Here is a 15190-nt window from a genome sequence, read left to right as displayed (position 1 = left end):
GCAGTATGAAGATAGATACGACGAATTCGGCGATGAAAACGCAAGTGCTGTATCACGACAATGCGGCGTTAGCGAACATCAAGCACAGTACGGATTCTCAAACGGCACTCAAAGAAGTCGCCGGGCAGTTTGAGGCGATGTTCTTGCAAATGGTGCTGAGACAAATGCGCAGCAGCAGTGATGTGCTTGCCGATGAAGACAGCCCATTTTCATCGCAGCAACAAGGGGTATTTCGAGATATGCACGATGGCCAGTTGTCTATTGAGCTAGCTAGAAAGCAGCATTCCGGTATTGCCGACATGCTGGTTAAGCAATTGAGCCCCTCTCATGCAGAAGTGCAGTTCGATACCAACAGCGCATTGGCCATGGCGTCTGCGAATGATCTGGAAGCAAGCTCACAAGCCTTGCCGATAGAGAACAACAAAGTTGCCTCTGAGGTTAATGCGCCACCTGGCAAGGTCGCCTTTACTTTGCAATCACCGCAAGAGTCTGCCACCACGATGGCATTTTCCCAGCCTCTCATGAGAACAACGGAGCGTGAGCTATTATGAATCTCGTTAACATTGCGTTATCTGGCATGAATGCCAATCGCGTTGCGCTTGATGTGACGGCGCAAAATGTGGCCAATATTAATACCCCAGGCTACAGCCGTCAGCAGGCGATGATGGCGTCCGTCGCTGGGGGAAAGTACAACGCGACTAGCCCGGGTATGGGGGTCGAGGTCACCAGTATTCGCCGTGTTACCGACCAGTATTTAGTGTCTCAAACATGGTCGACTAGCAGCGCTGCCAACTACTCAGCCAGCTACATGAGTAGCATGAGCCAGCTCGAAAGCATGCTCGGTGCTGATGGCTTTAGTTTGAACCAAGGATTGGACTCTCTGTTTGCCTCGCTTAATGATGCGACATCAAAGCCAGAGTCCACACCACTCAGACAGCAAATTATTAATGAATCTGAAGCACTGGCTCGCCGTTTTAATACCCTGACAGAGTCTTTGCACAATCAACACAAAGATACGCACGAGCAGAGAAATGCCGCAATTTCTCATGCCAACAGTCTTCTGGCCAATATCGCAGAAGTGAACAAACAGATTGTTGAGACCAATGGTACAGGCGGCAATCCTGCTCAACTCATGGATACCCGCGATAACCTCATTGGTTCGTTGTCGGAAGTGATGGCCGTGAAAACCACGAATCAACCCGATGGCAGTGTGCAGGTATCACTTGCCTCTGGGCAGCCTCTCGTCTTAGGCGGTGATGCAGGTTCAATTACTGCGATTCCAGATGCCAGTGATCCGTATTTAGCTCAGCTGCATATAAAGTTTGGTCAACAAACTTTTGCCACCAACGGCGATATTGGCGGTAAGTTAGGCGCACTGCATGAATACCAAATCGACGTACTCAAACCTAATCAAGATGCCTTGAATGACATGGCGATGCATCTCGCCGATGAATTTAATACCACGTTATCGGCGGGTTTAGATCTCAATGGCAATGCGGGTAAGCCTTTGTTTACCTATGACCCTGCCAACCCAGCAGCCAGCCTTTCTATCAGTGATATCAAAGCCGATGAATTGGCCTTGTCTGGCGATGGTAATCCGGGTAACAGCGACAATTTAACCGATCTTATTGCTATCAGTAATAAACCAGTAGCGGTGTCGGGGTTTGGGTCGTTATCACTCAATGATGCTTTTACCGCCATGATTGGTGAAACGGCGATTAAAGCCCGCCAAGCCGAGTCTGATTATCAGGCGAAAAACGCTATGAATGAACAAGCTGTTGCAGCGCGCGATAATGTGAGTGCGGTGAGTAGCGATGAAGAAGCGGCAAACCTGATGACGTTTGCCAATGCTCATAATGCCAACATGAAAGTGATCAGCACTGCGAATCAATTGTTTGATTCCGTGCTGCAACTGTTTTAAGGAGCAATGATGAGAATCAGTGATACCCAATTTAGCCAAATGATGCTGCAAAGCTTGCAGTTAAATAATGCCGGTTTAGGCAAAGTGATGCAGCAAATGGCAACCGGGGATAGGCTCACCAAGCTATCGGATGATCCCATGGCGTCGATCAAGTTGCTCAACTTAGAGCGAGAGGGCAGCGCCATTAATCAATATCATCGCAATATTGCCAACGTTAAAACGACGCTGTCGAGTCAGGAAATTCAACTTGATTCAGTGACAGAAAGCTTACAAAGCATGAGAGAACTCGTGCTTTGGGGTTCCAATGGTACGTTAACCGATGAAGACCGTGCTGGCATGATCACCGAGCTTGAAAGCTTGCGAGACTCTGTCGTGTCTTCGTTTAACGCTCAAGATGAAGAAGGGCACTTTTTGTTCTCTGGAACCAAAACGGATACCGCGGCGGTGTCGAATTCAGGGGCCGGTTATACCATTGATGGTAATAGCGATAAACGGGTTGTGACGGTAGCCAAGGGCGTGACGATGACGTCCAACATGACGGCACAAGATATTCTCGACCTTGGTGGAGGCAGCAATGCTCTTAATCAAATTGATGCACTCATTGTCGAATTTAAGAACCCGAGCCCAAATTTTAGACCTGAAGTTGATGCCAGCCTTGCGGCGATCGATGATAGCTTGGGTAACGTTTTGGGGGCGATGACCGAAATTGGTGGGCGTCATAATAATCTCGATCTACTCGATGACGCACACAATGAAAGTCAATTATTTGTTGATAAGGTCACCAGCGATATTTCTGCTTTGGATTACGGAGAAGCCTCGGTACGCCTGAGCAATTATATGGCGGCGTTGCAAGCCACGCAGGCCAGTTATGTGAAAATCAATGATCTGTCATTGTTTGATCGAATTTAACGCATGAAGAGTCAATTAGGGAACGTAATATGGCAGTAAGTACCGTGGAAGTAAGACCGCATAGTATTAAATTAAGCGGGCAGGAAACCACTAATATTGCGCTATCCCAAGCCTCGGAACCAAGCTCATCTCTGTCTAAACGTTACCTAGCGCCCCAAGCGAATATGACGCCTACGTCCTATTCGCTTTCTGGTATTTTGCTCACGCAAGGCCAGCAACAGGCAACATCGGTACAAATCGCTGATAAAGCGCTGCATAGTGTGGGGAAAGAGCTGACTCAGATAAAGCGCACGTTAACTCAGGCGCTTAACCAAGGGGCGTCTCCCGCTCTGACCAATGTACTATCTCGGTCAAAACACAATATTGAATCAGCGCTAGATCAGGCGCGCTTTGATGATAAGCGTGTCGTGGATAATGAGCTTAAGCTGAAATTAAACAGTGCGGATGTCAGGCACTTTTCTATTCCTGGCTTAAACGTCAACAGAATGAGTGAGCGCGGTGAGCAAGTGCGTCTTGATTTTCCCGGTCACGGCACGGTTATCATGCAGTTTGATGGACAATCTCAGGGTGATCGCACCGTTAAGCAATTGGATCGAAATTTGATTCCAATGGGTATGCGAGCAAGCCTTGCTCAGGATGGTAATATCGTGTTTCAAGCACAAGAGTCCGCTTACCTTGCGATGCAGCAACAAGTTAACGTTACCGGACAGGGACATCGTTTCCCCGCAGGTCAAGCGAACACGTTTACCGTAAAAGCAGAGCCAGATGGCATCGCTGAACTGCGTTTTGATTTGGGTTCTCGCGAGGGTATTAAACAGTCTATTACCACCGTGAATCAGCACCTTCAGCAAGCCCAATCTAGCCTGAGAGAGAGCAAACAATTCCAGTCTCAACTTAACGCGCAAATGTCGCGACTTCAAAGCCAATCCAACCTTCCCTCAGCCAATCAGGTGAGTGGTTCTCTGGCGCAATTTAGCCAGCAATCCAATGATTTCACCAGCACCTTCCAAGCCCTCAATGCCCAAGCTAACGTGCGTCGCCACACAGTTGTGGCGTTGTTGAAGTAGTGCCTTAACGAAGCGGTTCTGCTCTTTATCCTAATAACGCCAGCATCAATATAAAAACAGCTTACCCATTGTAATGAGTAAGCTGTTTTTATACCAAAAAGAAAAAATACAAAAAGCAGATAAACGCCAGTAGGGTGGCGGAGAGAGTGGGGTAGATGATATAGCCATCTCTTTGCTGAGTACGGCGAAAACAAAGAAAGCTGAGTAACACGTTGTAGATAACCAATAACAGGCTGATCCCGGTTCCTGCTTTAAGGGTGAGAGTTGGCAACTGGCTTAAGAACAATGCCAGAAGAATATAATCAATAATCACCAACCACAGGAACGCCTTCTTTAGCGAGTCCGGTTGAGACGCAGCAGTATGTGGAGGGGTTTGATTCATAAAGACTCAACTTAAATTCATCAACTGGCGTTCGATTCTTGGTCGGTCACCATTATTCATCACAAACACATGTGTCTATTGCTAGCAAGTTATCTAAAGCATAGAACTTGCTAGCAATAAAACCACTAGAGAGGCTGAGGGGTTATAGGGGGAGAGGTGTCCACCGAATAACCAATCGTGTCGTGCCTGAATACAGGTTGATTGAATTTAGCTTTTTGTCGCGCTTTATTTAGTTCACTGGTTGGTTGCTCGCCAAATAACGTACTGATGACTTGGGCGGCAGGTGTGGTGAGAACAAACAGTTCGATGCGTCTATTTTCGCTCGATTTGGGTTCTTCTCGGTTTAGCAGTGCCCGATCCGACATGCCGGTGACTTGCAATACTCGCTGCTCTGGCATGCCTCCTGCGACAAGGGTTTGCCTTGCTCGATTGGCGCGGGAGGAAGAAAGCTCCCAGTTTGATGAGTCACGAAAGGCTTTTTGATATTGCGTGGCATCGGTATGACCACTAATAATCATCGGGTTTTCAACGCGGTTAAAGATAGGCGCTAAAGCCAGTAATAAGTCTTCAAAAAATGGCGTTAATGTTGAACCACCTCGTCGGAACATATTTTGTTTGTAGTCATCTTGCAGCACGATCCTTAGGCCTTGTGGCGTGACCGTGATGTCGACATTACCTTCAGCGTTAATTTGACGCATCATGTCATTGACGACTTTTGCCAGCGCAGCGAGACGCTCCTGAGTATCAAATGTGCCGTCAATCAGCGAGTCGGATTCGGGCCCATCGCGATCCCCTTGAAAAAAAGAGCTCACCGTATGCACCGAATCATGACGGCTAGCAACAGAAGAGTCTGAAGTCAGATCGATAGGCGAGATACTTTGTGAGGTATCAAAGAGGTTACCTGTACTCTTATCAAAGACACTGGCCATTTGTAGGTGAGCGACAATCGCTTTTCGCTCTTCTTTATCAACGACTTGCATCACCCATAATACGAGAAACAGAGCCATGAGTGCGATCATAAAGTCGGCGAATGCGACTTTCCATGCGCCGCCATGGAATTCTTCTTCATGGCGGCGGCTTGAGCGCCTAAAGACAACGTGCTCTTGTTTTTGCATTATCCCTCCTGTTCAGCGAGCCACCTCTCCATTTGGTTGAAGGTTGGTTTGATGTCGAGCTGAATGTGTTTGCGGCCAGCGTCAATGGCGAGCAGTGTTGGCTTTTTGGCAACATACGCCACTAGGGTGGCGCGGATGCAATCAAAGGCTGACATGTCTCGTTTTACGCGCTGAGCCATGGCGTTACTCGCTGGGTCTAAGCAGCAATAACAGCCAAAAATTCCTAAAAATGTGCCCACTAGAGCCGCGGCAACGTGATAACCAATCATCGCGATTGAACCATCAATGGCCTGCATGGTGATAATAATGCCGCCAACAGCTGCCAAGATGCCAAAACCTGGTAGGGCTTCTGCCGTTCTTTGCATCGAACGTGACGGCAGAAGAAGGTCCGCTTGTATGGCTTCGATCTCTTGTTCTAGTAGCCCCTCTAATTCATGAGGCGACATTTGTCCCATTGCCATTAAACGTAAATTGTCGGTTATGAAAGAAACGAGGCGATAGTCACGGCTAACCAGTGGGTAGCGGTTAAATAATGGGCTTTCTTCTGGATTTTCAATGTGCTTATCCAGCGCTTTAAAGCCGCCGCTGCGCACAGTTTCTAACAGGATTTGTAGTAGTGCCATCAGCTCCATGAAAAAGGCTTGCTCTTCTTTATGGGGTGATAAGATAGAGCGCAGTTGGAGACGCATTTCTTTGAGTACTTGTGGTGGGTTACCAATGATCAGCGAGCCAACCGTTGCACCAATAATGATGAGGAATTCAGCCGGTTGCCAGATCGCCATTAGGCTGCCTCCAGCCCAAACGTAGCCGCCGAAGACACACATCAAAATGATGACCGCGCCCATAAATTTTTGCATAGGTGACTCCTAAGAAGATAACAATTGATTGAGTTGCTTGAGAGCTTGCTTGTGAAGCTGACAGATGCGTGGTGGCGTTAAATCGAGTACTAACGCAATTTCATGAAGATTCATGTCGTGTTGGTAAAACAGGGTCATGAGGAGCTGTTCACGCTTGGCCAATTGACCTAGTGCGACTTCAAGGCTGCGCCGATGGTGTTCATGTTGAGTAGCGTCATAAGCAGAATGAATGTTACCTTCAAGACCACTATCGAGCAGTTGATCGAGGCTTTGCATTTCTCCTGCCATGGAAGCATTAAGACGAGCTAAGTAATCCGCTTGGTCAGTACCCAAAGCGCTGATGATTTCTTTGTCTGTGGGCAGGCGACCTAAAGATTTGGTGAGGTCACGCGTGATGTCGTTGAGTTCGTGGGCTTGCTGACGGTTTTTACGCGAGCGCCAATCGAGCCGACGTAATTCATCTAAAATCGAACCACGAATTCGGCATACGGCAAACGCTGGAAATTGACTGTCATCGATATCGCCATAACGTCGCCCCGCTTCCAGTAACCCAATAAGTCCTATTTGCTGCATGTCTTCTATGCTGCAATGGGTGGTGGCGTGATGACGCAGTTGGTTAACGACGCGTTTGACGAGTATCTGATGCTGACTCAGTAATCGCTGCTCATCAATGGGTACAGAGGGAGATTGAATCTCTTCTTCCATACCGTAACTGTCCTTGTAATTCATATCCAACATAGCGTCACCTACTGCACGACATATTTAGTCAGGAGCACATCGTCAATATCGCGGACGAGGTCCGTTTTCTCGAACGCGCCAAGTACAGTCACTTTGACTTCATCTTGCAGCATCGCTAATGCATTTTCGCCGTGCAGCTCCTCATAGGTTTTTTGGCTAAAGAGGTTGAGCATGGCGTTGCGAACCACTGGCATGTAGTCATTTATATTTTCCATGCGCTCTGGGCGACGGGTTTCAATGGCGAGCTCTAGCATGACAAAGTGAGTTTGCTTCTTTCCTCTCACACTGAGAACTAACTTATCAAGCGCTTGAAAGCTTGGCTGTAGTTGACGCTCTGGCTGATTATTAAATAACTCCGATAGCCATGAATTACTGGTCAAGGTGTCGTTTTTTTCTTGCTGTAGGTACCACGCGGTGCCAAAAATCGTCCCGCCAGAGACTAATGCACTGCAGATAATGGTGGCGATAAAGAGAGCAAAAATTTGTTGTTTGGTCATGACCTATTTCCTTATGAATGCACTAGGCGTGAATGTTGAGCCAGTGGCCAGAAGATGAGTGTGATGAGAAACTCGTCGGCTGCTCATTTCGTTCTCGCGCGGCGAAGATGCCTACCTCTTCATCGCGATTTGGTGTGTTGGAAGAAGGGTTAGGGTTATCACCAGAACCGACTTGCACCTCGACTTGCAGAATATTTTGTTGCTGCAATTCACTGCGTAGCCGATCAGAAACTTGCATTAACGCCTCGCGCGTGGCCGCGGCATTGGCGTTAATTTGCACACTGAGCCTATCGCCCTCGACTCTAACGGTTAGGTCGAGCTTGCCTAAATCAGGTGGGTCAAGTCGAATGCGTGCCTCTTGTAAGTTTTGCTGGGACTGCAAGGTCACTCGGTCATGCAGTACCTGAAGCATCTGCTCTCCCCATTTCCCAGCTTGAGTATCAATACGGACATTGGCCCACTGCGCCGTACTGGTTTCTGTATTGCTACTGACTGCAGGCGGCGCTGGAGAATGCGTGGCTGACGGGCTACTAGCTGCGGTTGCCGTCATTAGTAATGAAGGAATGTCATTGCCTAATGCTGACGTATTGAGTCGCGAGTGAGCCAAAGTCGTAGCATGAGCCTGTTGTCCAATTGATGCTTCAAAAGATCGCTCTGTAGACTGACTAGGTGTGCTTACTCTGGCATCAATAAGTGGACTAACTCCCTGTTCAGAAAGGTGAGCTTGAGCCTGCATAGCACCGTTTTGAACGGTACGGCTTTGTGTAGCCAGTGTCATATTACGTAGCGCGTTCGGTGGTGCGTGAAATGCTCCGTCACTGGGAGGGTGAGGAGTGAGCGGCAATGCCGTGGTCAATGGTGGTACTAGCGTATCTGCGGTGGCATTCATTGCTATCGCGTCGCTAGGCAGCGCATCCGCTTCGTTTGATGATGACGGTTGTGTTTTTTTGTCGCCGACCAATTTTTTGAATGACGCGGGCGGGCTTTGTCGCGCATTTTCTTGGCTTGATGGGGCGATAGAGCGCTCACCCTCAGTTCCGCGATGCGGCGGCGTTTGAGTGGTGGTATTTGTTGCAGAAGGTATGGTTACCATGGGTTACTCCAGACTCATCGCCAGTTGGTAAGCTTGCGCCCGTTCTTTTTGCTCATCGGCTTCACCAAGCTGTGTTTTTAACGCATTGGTTGCTTCGGATAGCGCAATAAATGCTCGTAAGTGCGCTTGTTTTGCCCGCTCTATCTCAGCGGCTAAACGTGGGTCTTGGCGGCCTCCCTTAGTAAAAGGATCATGGGTGACCAAAAGCTCCCTAAGCTGCACGTCGTAGCGCTGAAGGGTGGGCCAGTCTTGTGTTTTTGTCGCAATTTCAATGAGTTGACTTAGGTGTCGAAATCGCTCAGGGGATACCTTATGCGTGTTTGCCAAAATTTAGCCACCCCTCTTTGATTGTGTCCATGACGCGCTCAACGTTCGTCAATCTGTCAATATCGTTGTTGACGCTTGCCTGATACAGTTCGACTTGGCAAAAGTCATAGAGCTGATGGAGATTTTCGGCAATTTCACCGCCAGTATCGGGATCGAGCGCACTGTCGAGCCCGACCAAAATGTTCATGCTTTTGCTGATGCCTTGACCTTTTTCAGCGAGTCGACCTGCCGTGATATGACCGCGCACCCGTTCTATTTCATCGAGTAGCCCATCAATGAGCATTACAACTAATTGATGAGGGGTAGCAGCTGCTGCTTGTGCATTGAGATCGACTTGTTGGTATGAGTCGTAGCCAGAATCCATTAGCATAATTGTGTTCTCCGAGTGCTAACCAAACATGCTCATGGTTTGGTTCATTTGATTCATGATGGTGTTCATCTGCGTAAATTGTTTTAGGTAGCGGTTGTAGGTCATATCGTATTTTCTATCGAGCCCAGCTTGTTTATCGTCGATGCGATCGAGACTTTGTTGTAGGCCATCTTTTCGTCCTTTCAGTAGGCCGGATGAAAAAGAAAGGTAGGGGTCAATCATGTTGTCGATATTATCGAGTAGGTTGTTTTTGCCGTTAAACATGGCTTCAAGAGCAGCACCGTTGGTTTTTTGTGCTTGTTCGAATTTATCTGAATCGAGGGTCATTTTTCCATAACGGTCGATTTCCAGTCCAACTTGGCTCAATCGCAGCCCTTCATATTCGCCGCGCACTAAGCCACTTAATTGACTCTCAATAGAGCGTAATGTGGCATCGCCCGCTAAGACACCGCGTTCGCTATCTTCTCCACCGATTTGGGTGTACTGATCCAGAGTGGAAACAAGAGTGTTATAGGCATCGATAAATCCATTAACTTGCTCTTTTGTGGCTTCAGAGTCCGCCCCAATTTCCATGGTGAGTGGTTGTTCTCCGATGCTTTGTGCTTTCGTGACAGTGAGGTCAACCCCATCGATGACACCAGTGAAAGTATTGCTGCTGTTTTCTAGTTTCAGCCCTGAATCTTTGGCGCCGAGCCAGATCACTGCATCTTGTGGACTGCTGATGGTATTGGTGTTGGTAAAGGCGTCTTCAAACCATGTTGCGCCTGTTGCGGATGCGGACACATTGATGGTATTGGCAGCGCCAGTTTCAGTACCTGATAGCATGAAGTGGGTTTGACCATTTGAGCGCACCAGTGTGGCATTGACTCCAGGATTATTAGGGTCGCTGTTAATCGCAGAGACCAAGTCACTCATGGTCGCGGTGCCACTGCCATTGGTGTCTAATGTTGATAGATCGATCGAGAGGCTTTCACCGTTAACGGTAAAATCTAATGTGCCTGTGGTCGGGATCACTGTGTTCGCATCGAGATCGGCAGGCATACTGGTTGATAACTGGTGCGTTGTTGCAAGTTGCTCAACAAAAATTTGGTAACTGCCTTGCAGTGCATTGGCGTCAGCAGTAGCAGAAAAAAAGCCATCTTGAGAGACACTTGCGCTATTTTTTATGATGCTTGAACCGGCTTCATTCATTGCCTCAACGGCGGACCGAAAGTCGCTTAGTGCCGTTTCAACCTTCCCCCATGCGGCAACTTGCGCTTGAAAGCGAGCTGCCTGGGCTTGATAGCGCTGCTGAAATGGTTGAACCTCTAGCGCGGCGAGCTGCTGTGCCATTGTGGCTGGATCAATCGAACTCATTACTGCTCCTTAGTATGGTCTATAGCCGTTTTATCGAACAAAGCTATGAAGGGTTAAATCAAGAACTATGCCACGCATTCATGTGTTATGAATCAATGGGTTAGTTATCTTCTGTTTTGATTGCGGAAGGCCAGTTTCCAGTGGTGTGGTTCCGCATTTCCACTAAAATAGCTTCTAGCTTCTAGCTTCTAGCTTCTAGCTTCTAGCTTCTAGCTTCTAACTTCTAGGTTGTTATGTTAAGGCGACCAAGGTGTGTGCGGGGTTTAACGGTTATGGTGAGTATTGTGGAAGAGTGAGATCTTGCTTCACGATGTGGTGTTTTAATCAGTGGGATGTGCAGCGTGATTGGTGGTTTAGGACGATAAAAAACCTCCCGAAGGAGGTTCTAAAGGACGGATGAAACGTTAACAAAGGAACATTCATCTTATCCACAATCAGCCGTACGTTAAAAGGTACGGCTGATTAGGATGCGATTAACCTAGTAGAGACATTGCCATACCTGGTAGTTGGTTGGTACGAGATAGAACTGTCGTACCCGCTTGCATCAACATTTGGTTTTTCGTCATGCTAGAAGACTCTACTGCGAAGTCAGCATCGGTGATGCGACCTTTCGCCGCTGATAAGTTTTCGCTCATATTCATCAGGTTAGTTACTGTGTGCTCAACACGGTTGACGTTAGCACCTAGTGCTGAACGTGCAGTACCGATAGTTTCAATGAGACTTTGCATGCCAGCTGCAGAGCCTGCCGCATTAGCCCCTAGTCCACCAATAGCGGTATCAATAGCACCAAGTTCAGTCGAAACATCTACAGAAAGTGCATCTGCTGCTGTTGTACCTAATTGAAAGCTAACTGCTGCTGCACCTAGACCACCGCCTTTTAGTAGTGCTTGACCACCAAAGTTGGTATTCGTCATTATTTTGCCCATTTCAGCGCTAAGTGCTGTAAATTCCGCATCAAGTGCTGTTTGGTCTGCTGCAGTGTTAGAGCCGTTATCGGCTTGTAGTGCAAGGTCGTTCATGCGTTGAGCGATGTTTGTCATCTCATCAAATGCACCTTCAGCGGTTTGCATCATCGAGATAGCGTCTGCGCCGTTACGCATTGCCACTGACATACCACGAGTTTGTGTATCTAGACGGGTTGAAATTTGCATACCTGCCGCATCATCTGCCGCAGAGTTGATGCGGTAACCCGTGCTCAGACGTTCCATCGCTGTGTTTAGTAGGTCATTTGTTTTCGTTAGGTTGTTTTGGCTAACTAACGAAGCGTAATTAGTGTGCATGGTAAGAGCCATTGTCATTCTCCTTGAATTACTATCAATTTGGGACATTCGCCCCGCTCACTAACAAGAGGCGGTCAGTTAATTTCTAGGATTAACTCAAAAGTGAAAAAAATAGCCAAATTGTTGAAATTGGGCGTGAATGTGTGAGGTTGGTTCAAGCGAAAGGAGGGTGAATTCGGTTTATGGGTATAGAGCGGTCCCTGGTGCCTAGCTCCTAGAGGGGAGGAGGAGAGTTGAAAGTGGGTCGACATTATTCGCTTTTGTTGACGATAATTATTCGTCCCACATGCTCTCCTCGAACCTTACATCACTTCATTATGCGCATCGCCAAACGATTTAAATGACATGGCAGTGGGTAAGTCACTGAAATAGCCAAAGTAATAGCTCGCCCCAAGTCGTTTGAATTGCGTTAACTCTTCTTGACTGCAGATACGGCCTGCCACCCATTTTATTTTATGTAGCCGACAAAAACGTACTAATGGTAATAAGGCGCTGCGATCTTGTTTACTCTCAATTGTAACTGCGACTTTAAAGGCATCAGGTGCGAGTGGCAGCAAACGGTCGAGTTGCATTTGTGATGGTGAAATATCAAACCACAATGCGTAGGCGTATTCTTTGAGCGTTTCGCTGAGTGGTTGAGTATCGGGATGCAGCGTACTCGTCTCACTTAATTGCAACGAGGGGATGATGTGATAAAACGCACCAGCATGAAAACGTATGATCTGTTTTAGGAAGAACTGCCCTTGTTGCCACAGCAGCGCATCGTGGCTGATGGGAACGACCACATTGCTGATGAGATCAGGGTGGAATGTTTCAATCTGGAATTTAGTTTGTCGCACTGCCAAATATAAGCTGTAGAGATCCAAGCAAAATCGCATGGACGTCGACAAATCGAATTGATAAACACTTTGCTCGCTATGACTGCCAAAGCGCAGAGTAAGATGCTGATATTCAATATCTCCACTATTGGTGTCTCGAATCGCCTGACAGGCATGATGAATGTCGTTGGCTTCGAACGCAGAAAATATCAACTGGTCGTCTTCCGTGACGACGTGCTGACTGATCAATTGGCTGAGATAGTAATACAGCGCTTGATTTGAAGTGAGATTATCCAAGGTTTCCTACCACATTTATCTGTTTGTTATCTGGAATTTCGTTATATGACAGTACCGCTAATCCTTGTGAGAACGTACGTGCATAGCGAGCGAGCAAGGGTCTTAATTGCGGCATCACCAATAAGATTGGCGCCAGCCCTTGTTGTTTAAGTTGCTGTTTGATTAACGGCATATTTTGTTGGAATTGATTGAGAATATTTGGCTCAATCGGGAAACTATCGAGCATGACAGTGCCGCTGGCCTGCGCCTGTTGCAGGGAGGTCATTAACATCTGTTCCAGCTCATCGGACAGCGCATACACATTTAAGTCTTTACGTTGACCCGCGATCAAATTCACTAATGTACGGCGCAATGCGCAACGAACATCAGCGGCGAGTAAAATCGGGTCTTTAGTGTTGTCAGCCGATTCCAGCATAGTATTGGCAATGGTGCGAATATCTTTAAGGGGTACCTGATCGACAAGCAGTTGCCTGTACACCTTTAATTGTTGTGACAGGCTTAATGCTGCACTTAATGCTTCGCAAAGTTTAGGAGCTTGTTGGCTTAAGCGCAGGTTCATTGCATCGACATCATCGTGATTAAACAGCTCGGCAAGATGGGTTTTCATTATTTTACTGATATGAGTGGCAATCACGGTCGCATCGTCTACTACCTGATAACCCATATTAAGAGCTTTGGCCTTGTCTTGATGTGTTATCCATACCGCTGGTAAGTGATAGGCGGGGTCACTACCCAAAATGCCGTCAATTTCTCCATAGGTTTCGCCCACCGCAATGGCCATTAATCGGTCAGGCTCGATCAAGCCTTCTTCAATGACTTCACCATTGAGAGATAAGGTGTATTGGTTAGGTTTGAGGTTTAAATTATCTCGTATGGCGACCTCGGGTAACAAATACCCCACCTGCTCGGAAAGGTTTTTTCGTACGCCACGGATGCGTTGTGCCAGCGGTGCACCTTGCTCTTTATTAACCAAATGAACCAAGCGGTAGCCTAGCGCTAGCGATAGACTATGGACATGGGGAATATCTTCCCACGCCAATGCAATGTCGGGGTTGTCGTGCATGGCCTGAGAGATCGCTGCGACTTCATCAAGCTGTGGATCGACAGGGGTCGATTTGGACTGTCGCCAGCCAGCAAACCCGAGCGCTGCAGCAAAGGTAAAAAAGGCCAAGTGAGGCATACCGGGAACCATGCCGATGATCAGCATGACGGTTGCTACCGTGAATAAGGTCGACGGAGTCGCCAGTAATTGCTTTTGCATGGTCTCAGCCATGCTATTTTCGCTGTCGTTAATACGAGTCACGATGATAGCGGCTGAGGTTGCCAAGAGTAGAGACGGAATTTGTGCGACTAGGCCATCACCGATGGTGAGTAGGGCATAGGTTTTAAAGGCTTCTGAGGCGGCAAGACCGTGCTCAAATACCCCGATACTGATACCACCAATAATATTAATGAACAGAATCATTAAACCGGCAATAGCGTCACCGCGAACAAACTTTGAAGCGCCGTCCATAGAGCCGTGGAAGTCGGCCTCGTTCGCCACTTCTTGTCGACGTTGTCTTGCCGATTCTTGATCGATGAGACCTGCGTTAAGATCGGCGTCAATGGCCATTTGTTTGCCGGGCAGCGCATCAAGGGTGAAACGCGCGGAGACTTCCGAAATACGCTCGCCACCTTTGGTGATAACGACAAAGTTGATGATCATCAAAATGACAAATATCACCATACCGACGACGTAGTTGCCGCCGATCACGACCTCACCAAAGGCTTGAATAACTTTACCTGCTGCATCGCCACCTTGATGCCCTTCCAATAGGACAATTCGAGTAGAGGCGACATTCAGCGTTAATCGCATGAGTGTCGCGATAAGCAAAATGGTCGGGAAGATTGAGAAGTCCAATGGTCGTTTTGCGGTGGTGCTAACCAGCAGTACTAAGATGGCAAGAACAATATTGAAGGTGAACAACGCATCCAGCAATAGAGGTGGAAGTGGCAAAATGACCATTGCCAGAATCATCAGCAGCACGACAGGGATACCAATGTACCCTTTGCTGGTTCGCTGAAGTTGTTTGATTCGGTTCAACATGAAGGTTCCTTTTTCTCTATAGTTGGCGGTGAGAGATAGTTGGCGATGAGTGATAGTGGTGTACTGCACTCAATATA

Annotated in this window: 16 protein-coding genes; 4 read left to right on the top strand and 12 right to left on the bottom strand. The window is 47.7% G+C overall.

Features of this window, described 5'->3' with window-relative positions; all coding sequences use genetic code 11:
* The first annotated feature begins 5 nt into the window (after positions 1-5).
* The 4 genes from L4D05_RS20815 to L4D05_RS20800 are packed head-to-tail and all read left to right on the top strand — an operon-like array spanning position 6 to position 3897.
* On the top strand, positions 6-551 hold the full coding sequence (locus L4D05_RS20815) for a rod-binding protein (protein ID WP_428753830.1): 546 nt from the start codon (positions 6-8) through the stop codon (positions 549-551).
* Positions 548-1921, top strand: coding sequence for a flagellar hook-associated protein FlgK (flgK, locus tag L4D05_RS20810; RefSeq protein WP_428753828.1), 1374 nt, complete (start codon positions 548-550; stop codon positions 1919-1921). Before L4D05_RS20815 ends, flgK begins: the two co-directional genes overlap by 4 nt.
* 9 nt (positions 1922-1930) lie before the next feature.
* Positions 1931-2830 (top strand): flagellar hook-associated protein FlgL, encoded by a 900-nt coding sequence (flgL, locus tag L4D05_RS20805; protein WP_428795207.1) that lies wholly within the window; start codon positions 1931-1933, stop codon positions 2828-2830.
* A gap of 29 nt (positions 2831-2859) precedes the next feature.
* Positions 2860-3897: an MlaD/PqiB family protein gene (locus L4D05_RS20800; protein ID WP_428795169.1), complete on the top strand. Its 1038-nt coding sequence runs from the start codon at positions 2860-2862 to the stop codon at positions 3895-3897.
* Between the two features lie 88 nt (positions 3898-3985).
* Here the strand turns inward: L4D05_RS20800 and L4D05_RS20795 are convergent, their stop codons facing one another.
* The 12 genes from L4D05_RS20795 to L4D05_RS20740 all read right to left on the bottom strand — a co-directional run bounded on the left by L4D05_RS20795 (position 3986) and on the right by L4D05_RS20740 (position 15113).
* Complete coding sequence (locus tag L4D05_RS20795; RefSeq protein ID WP_265675177.1) at positions 3986-4279, bottom strand: hypothetical protein; 294 nt, start codon at positions 4277-4279, stop codon at positions 3986-3988.
* Positions 4280-4404: 125 nt separating this feature from the next.
* Positions 4405-5394, bottom strand: coding sequence for a flagellar motor protein MotB (locus L4D05_RS20790; RefSeq protein WP_428795168.1), 990 nt, complete (start codon positions 5392-5394; stop codon positions 4405-4407).
* Positions 5394-6251, bottom strand: coding sequence for a flagellar motor stator protein MotA (gene motA / locus L4D05_RS20785; RefSeq protein WP_428753821.1), 858 nt, complete (start codon positions 6249-6251; stop codon positions 5394-5396). Before motA ends, L4D05_RS20790 begins: the two co-directional genes overlap by 1 nt.
* Positions 6252-6260: 9 nt before the next feature.
* On the bottom strand, positions 6261-6989 hold the full coding sequence (locus L4D05_RS20780; RefSeq protein WP_428795167.1) for a FliA/WhiG family RNA polymerase sigma factor: 729 nt from the start codon (positions 6987-6989) through the stop codon (positions 6261-6263).
* 8 nt (positions 6990-6997) lie between these two features.
* Entirely contained in the window at positions 6998-7486 is a 489-nt protein-coding gene (locus L4D05_RS20775) for a flagellar basal body-associated FliL family protein (protein ID WP_428753819.1), read from the bottom strand.
* Between the two features lie 22 nt (positions 7487-7508).
* The gene (locus L4D05_RS20770; RefSeq protein WP_428795166.1) at positions 7509-8579 is read right to left on the bottom strand and encodes a flagellar hook-length control protein FliK; all 1071 of its coding nucleotides are present in this window, start codon (positions 8577-8579) and stop codon (positions 7509-7511) included.
* A 3-nt stretch (positions 8580-8582) separates the two neighbouring features.
* Entirely contained in the window at positions 8583-8906 is a 324-nt protein-coding gene (locus L4D05_RS20765; protein WP_250618808.1) for a LafD, read from the bottom strand.
* On the bottom strand, positions 8890-9276 hold the full coding sequence (gene fliS, locus L4D05_RS20760; protein WP_428753816.1) for a flagellar export chaperone FliS: 387 nt from the start codon (positions 9274-9276) through the stop codon (positions 8890-8892). Before fliS ends, L4D05_RS20765 begins: the two co-directional genes overlap by 17 nt.
* A gap of 18 nt (positions 9277-9294) precedes the next feature.
* Positions 9295-10632 (bottom strand): flagellar filament capping protein FliD, encoded by a 1338-nt coding sequence (fliD, locus tag L4D05_RS20755; RefSeq protein ID WP_428795165.1) that lies wholly within the window; start codon positions 10630-10632, stop codon positions 9295-9297.
* Positions 10633-11105: 473 nt separating this feature from the next.
* On the bottom strand, positions 11106-11924 hold the full coding sequence (gene lafA, locus L4D05_RS20750; RefSeq protein ID WP_428753812.1) for a lateral flagellin LafA: 819 nt from the start codon (positions 11922-11924) through the stop codon (positions 11106-11108).
* A 290-nt stretch (positions 11925-12214) separates the two neighbouring features.
* The gene (locus tag L4D05_RS20745) at positions 12215-13027 is read right to left on the bottom strand and encodes a diguanylate phosphodiesterase (RefSeq protein WP_428753810.1); all 813 of its coding nucleotides are present in this window, start codon (positions 13025-13027) and stop codon (positions 12215-12217) included.
* Positions 13020-15113: a flagellar biosynthesis protein FlhA gene (locus L4D05_RS20740; protein WP_428753809.1), complete on the bottom strand. Its 2094-nt coding sequence runs from the start codon at positions 15111-15113 to the stop codon at positions 13020-13022. The genes L4D05_RS20745 and L4D05_RS20740 overlap by 8 nt, the downstream gene beginning before the upstream one ends.
* Positions 15114-15190 lie beyond the last annotated feature (77 nt).

The organism is Vibrio nomapromontoriensis, from assembly GCF_050337205.1.
In the GTDB taxonomy this organism is placed as follows: domain Bacteria; phylum Pseudomonadota; class Gammaproteobacteria; order Enterobacterales; family Vibrionaceae; genus Vibrio; species Vibrio nomapromontoriensis.
This window is presented reverse-complemented; position numbering and strand designations above follow the sequence as displayed.

Bases quoted from the DNA above. Each gene is read 5' to 3' on its own strand.
- flgK (WP_428753828.1), top strand. From the start codon at position 548: ATGAATCTCGTTAACATTGCGTTATCTGGCATGAATGCCAATCGCGTT.
- L4D05_RS20815 (WP_428753830.1), top strand. From the start codon at position 6: ATGAAGATAGATACGACGAATTCGGCGATGAAAACGCAAGTGCTGTAT.
- L4D05_RS20780 (WP_428795167.1), bottom strand. From the start codon at position 6,989: ATGTTGGATATGAATTACAAGGACAGTTACGGTATGGAAGAAGAGATT.
- L4D05_RS20795 (WP_265675177.1), bottom strand. From the start codon at position 4,279: ATGAATCAAACCCCTCCACATACTGCTGCGTCTCAACCGGACTCGCTA.
- fliD (WP_428795165.1), bottom strand. From the start codon at position 10,632: ATGAGTTCGATTGATCCAGCCACAATGGCACAGCAGCTCGCCGCGCTA.
- L4D05_RS20800 (WP_428795169.1), top strand. From the start codon at position 2,860: ATGGCAGTAAGTACCGTGGAAGTAAGACCGCATAGTATTAAATTAAGC.
- L4D05_RS20740 (WP_428753809.1), bottom strand. From the start codon at position 15,113: ATGTTGAACCGAATCAAACAACTTCAGCGAACCAGCAAAGGGTACATT.
- L4D05_RS20775 (WP_428753819.1), bottom strand. From the start codon at position 7,486: ATGACCAAACAACAAATTTTTGCTCTCTTTATCGCCACCATTATCTGC.
- lafA (WP_428753812.1), bottom strand. From the start codon at position 11,924: ATGGCTCTTACCATGCACACTAATTACGCTTCGTTAGTTAGCCAAAAC.
- fliS (WP_428753816.1), bottom strand. From the start codon at position 9,276: ATGCTAATGGATTCTGGCTACGACTCATACCAACAAGTCGATCTCAAT.
- L4D05_RS20790 (WP_428795168.1), bottom strand. From the start codon at position 5,394: ATGCAAAAACAAGAGCACGTTGTCTTTAGGCGCTCAAGCCGCCGCCAT.
- flgL (WP_428795207.1), top strand. From the start codon at position 1,931: ATGAGAATCAGTGATACCCAATTTAGCCAAATGATGCTGCAAAGCTTG.
- L4D05_RS20770 (WP_428795166.1), bottom strand. From the start codon at position 8,579: ATGGTAACCATACCTTCTGCAACAAATACCACCACTCAAACGCCGCCG.
- motA (WP_428753821.1), bottom strand. From the start codon at position 6,251: ATGCAAAAATTTATGGGCGCGGTCATCATTTTGATGTGTGTCTTCGGC.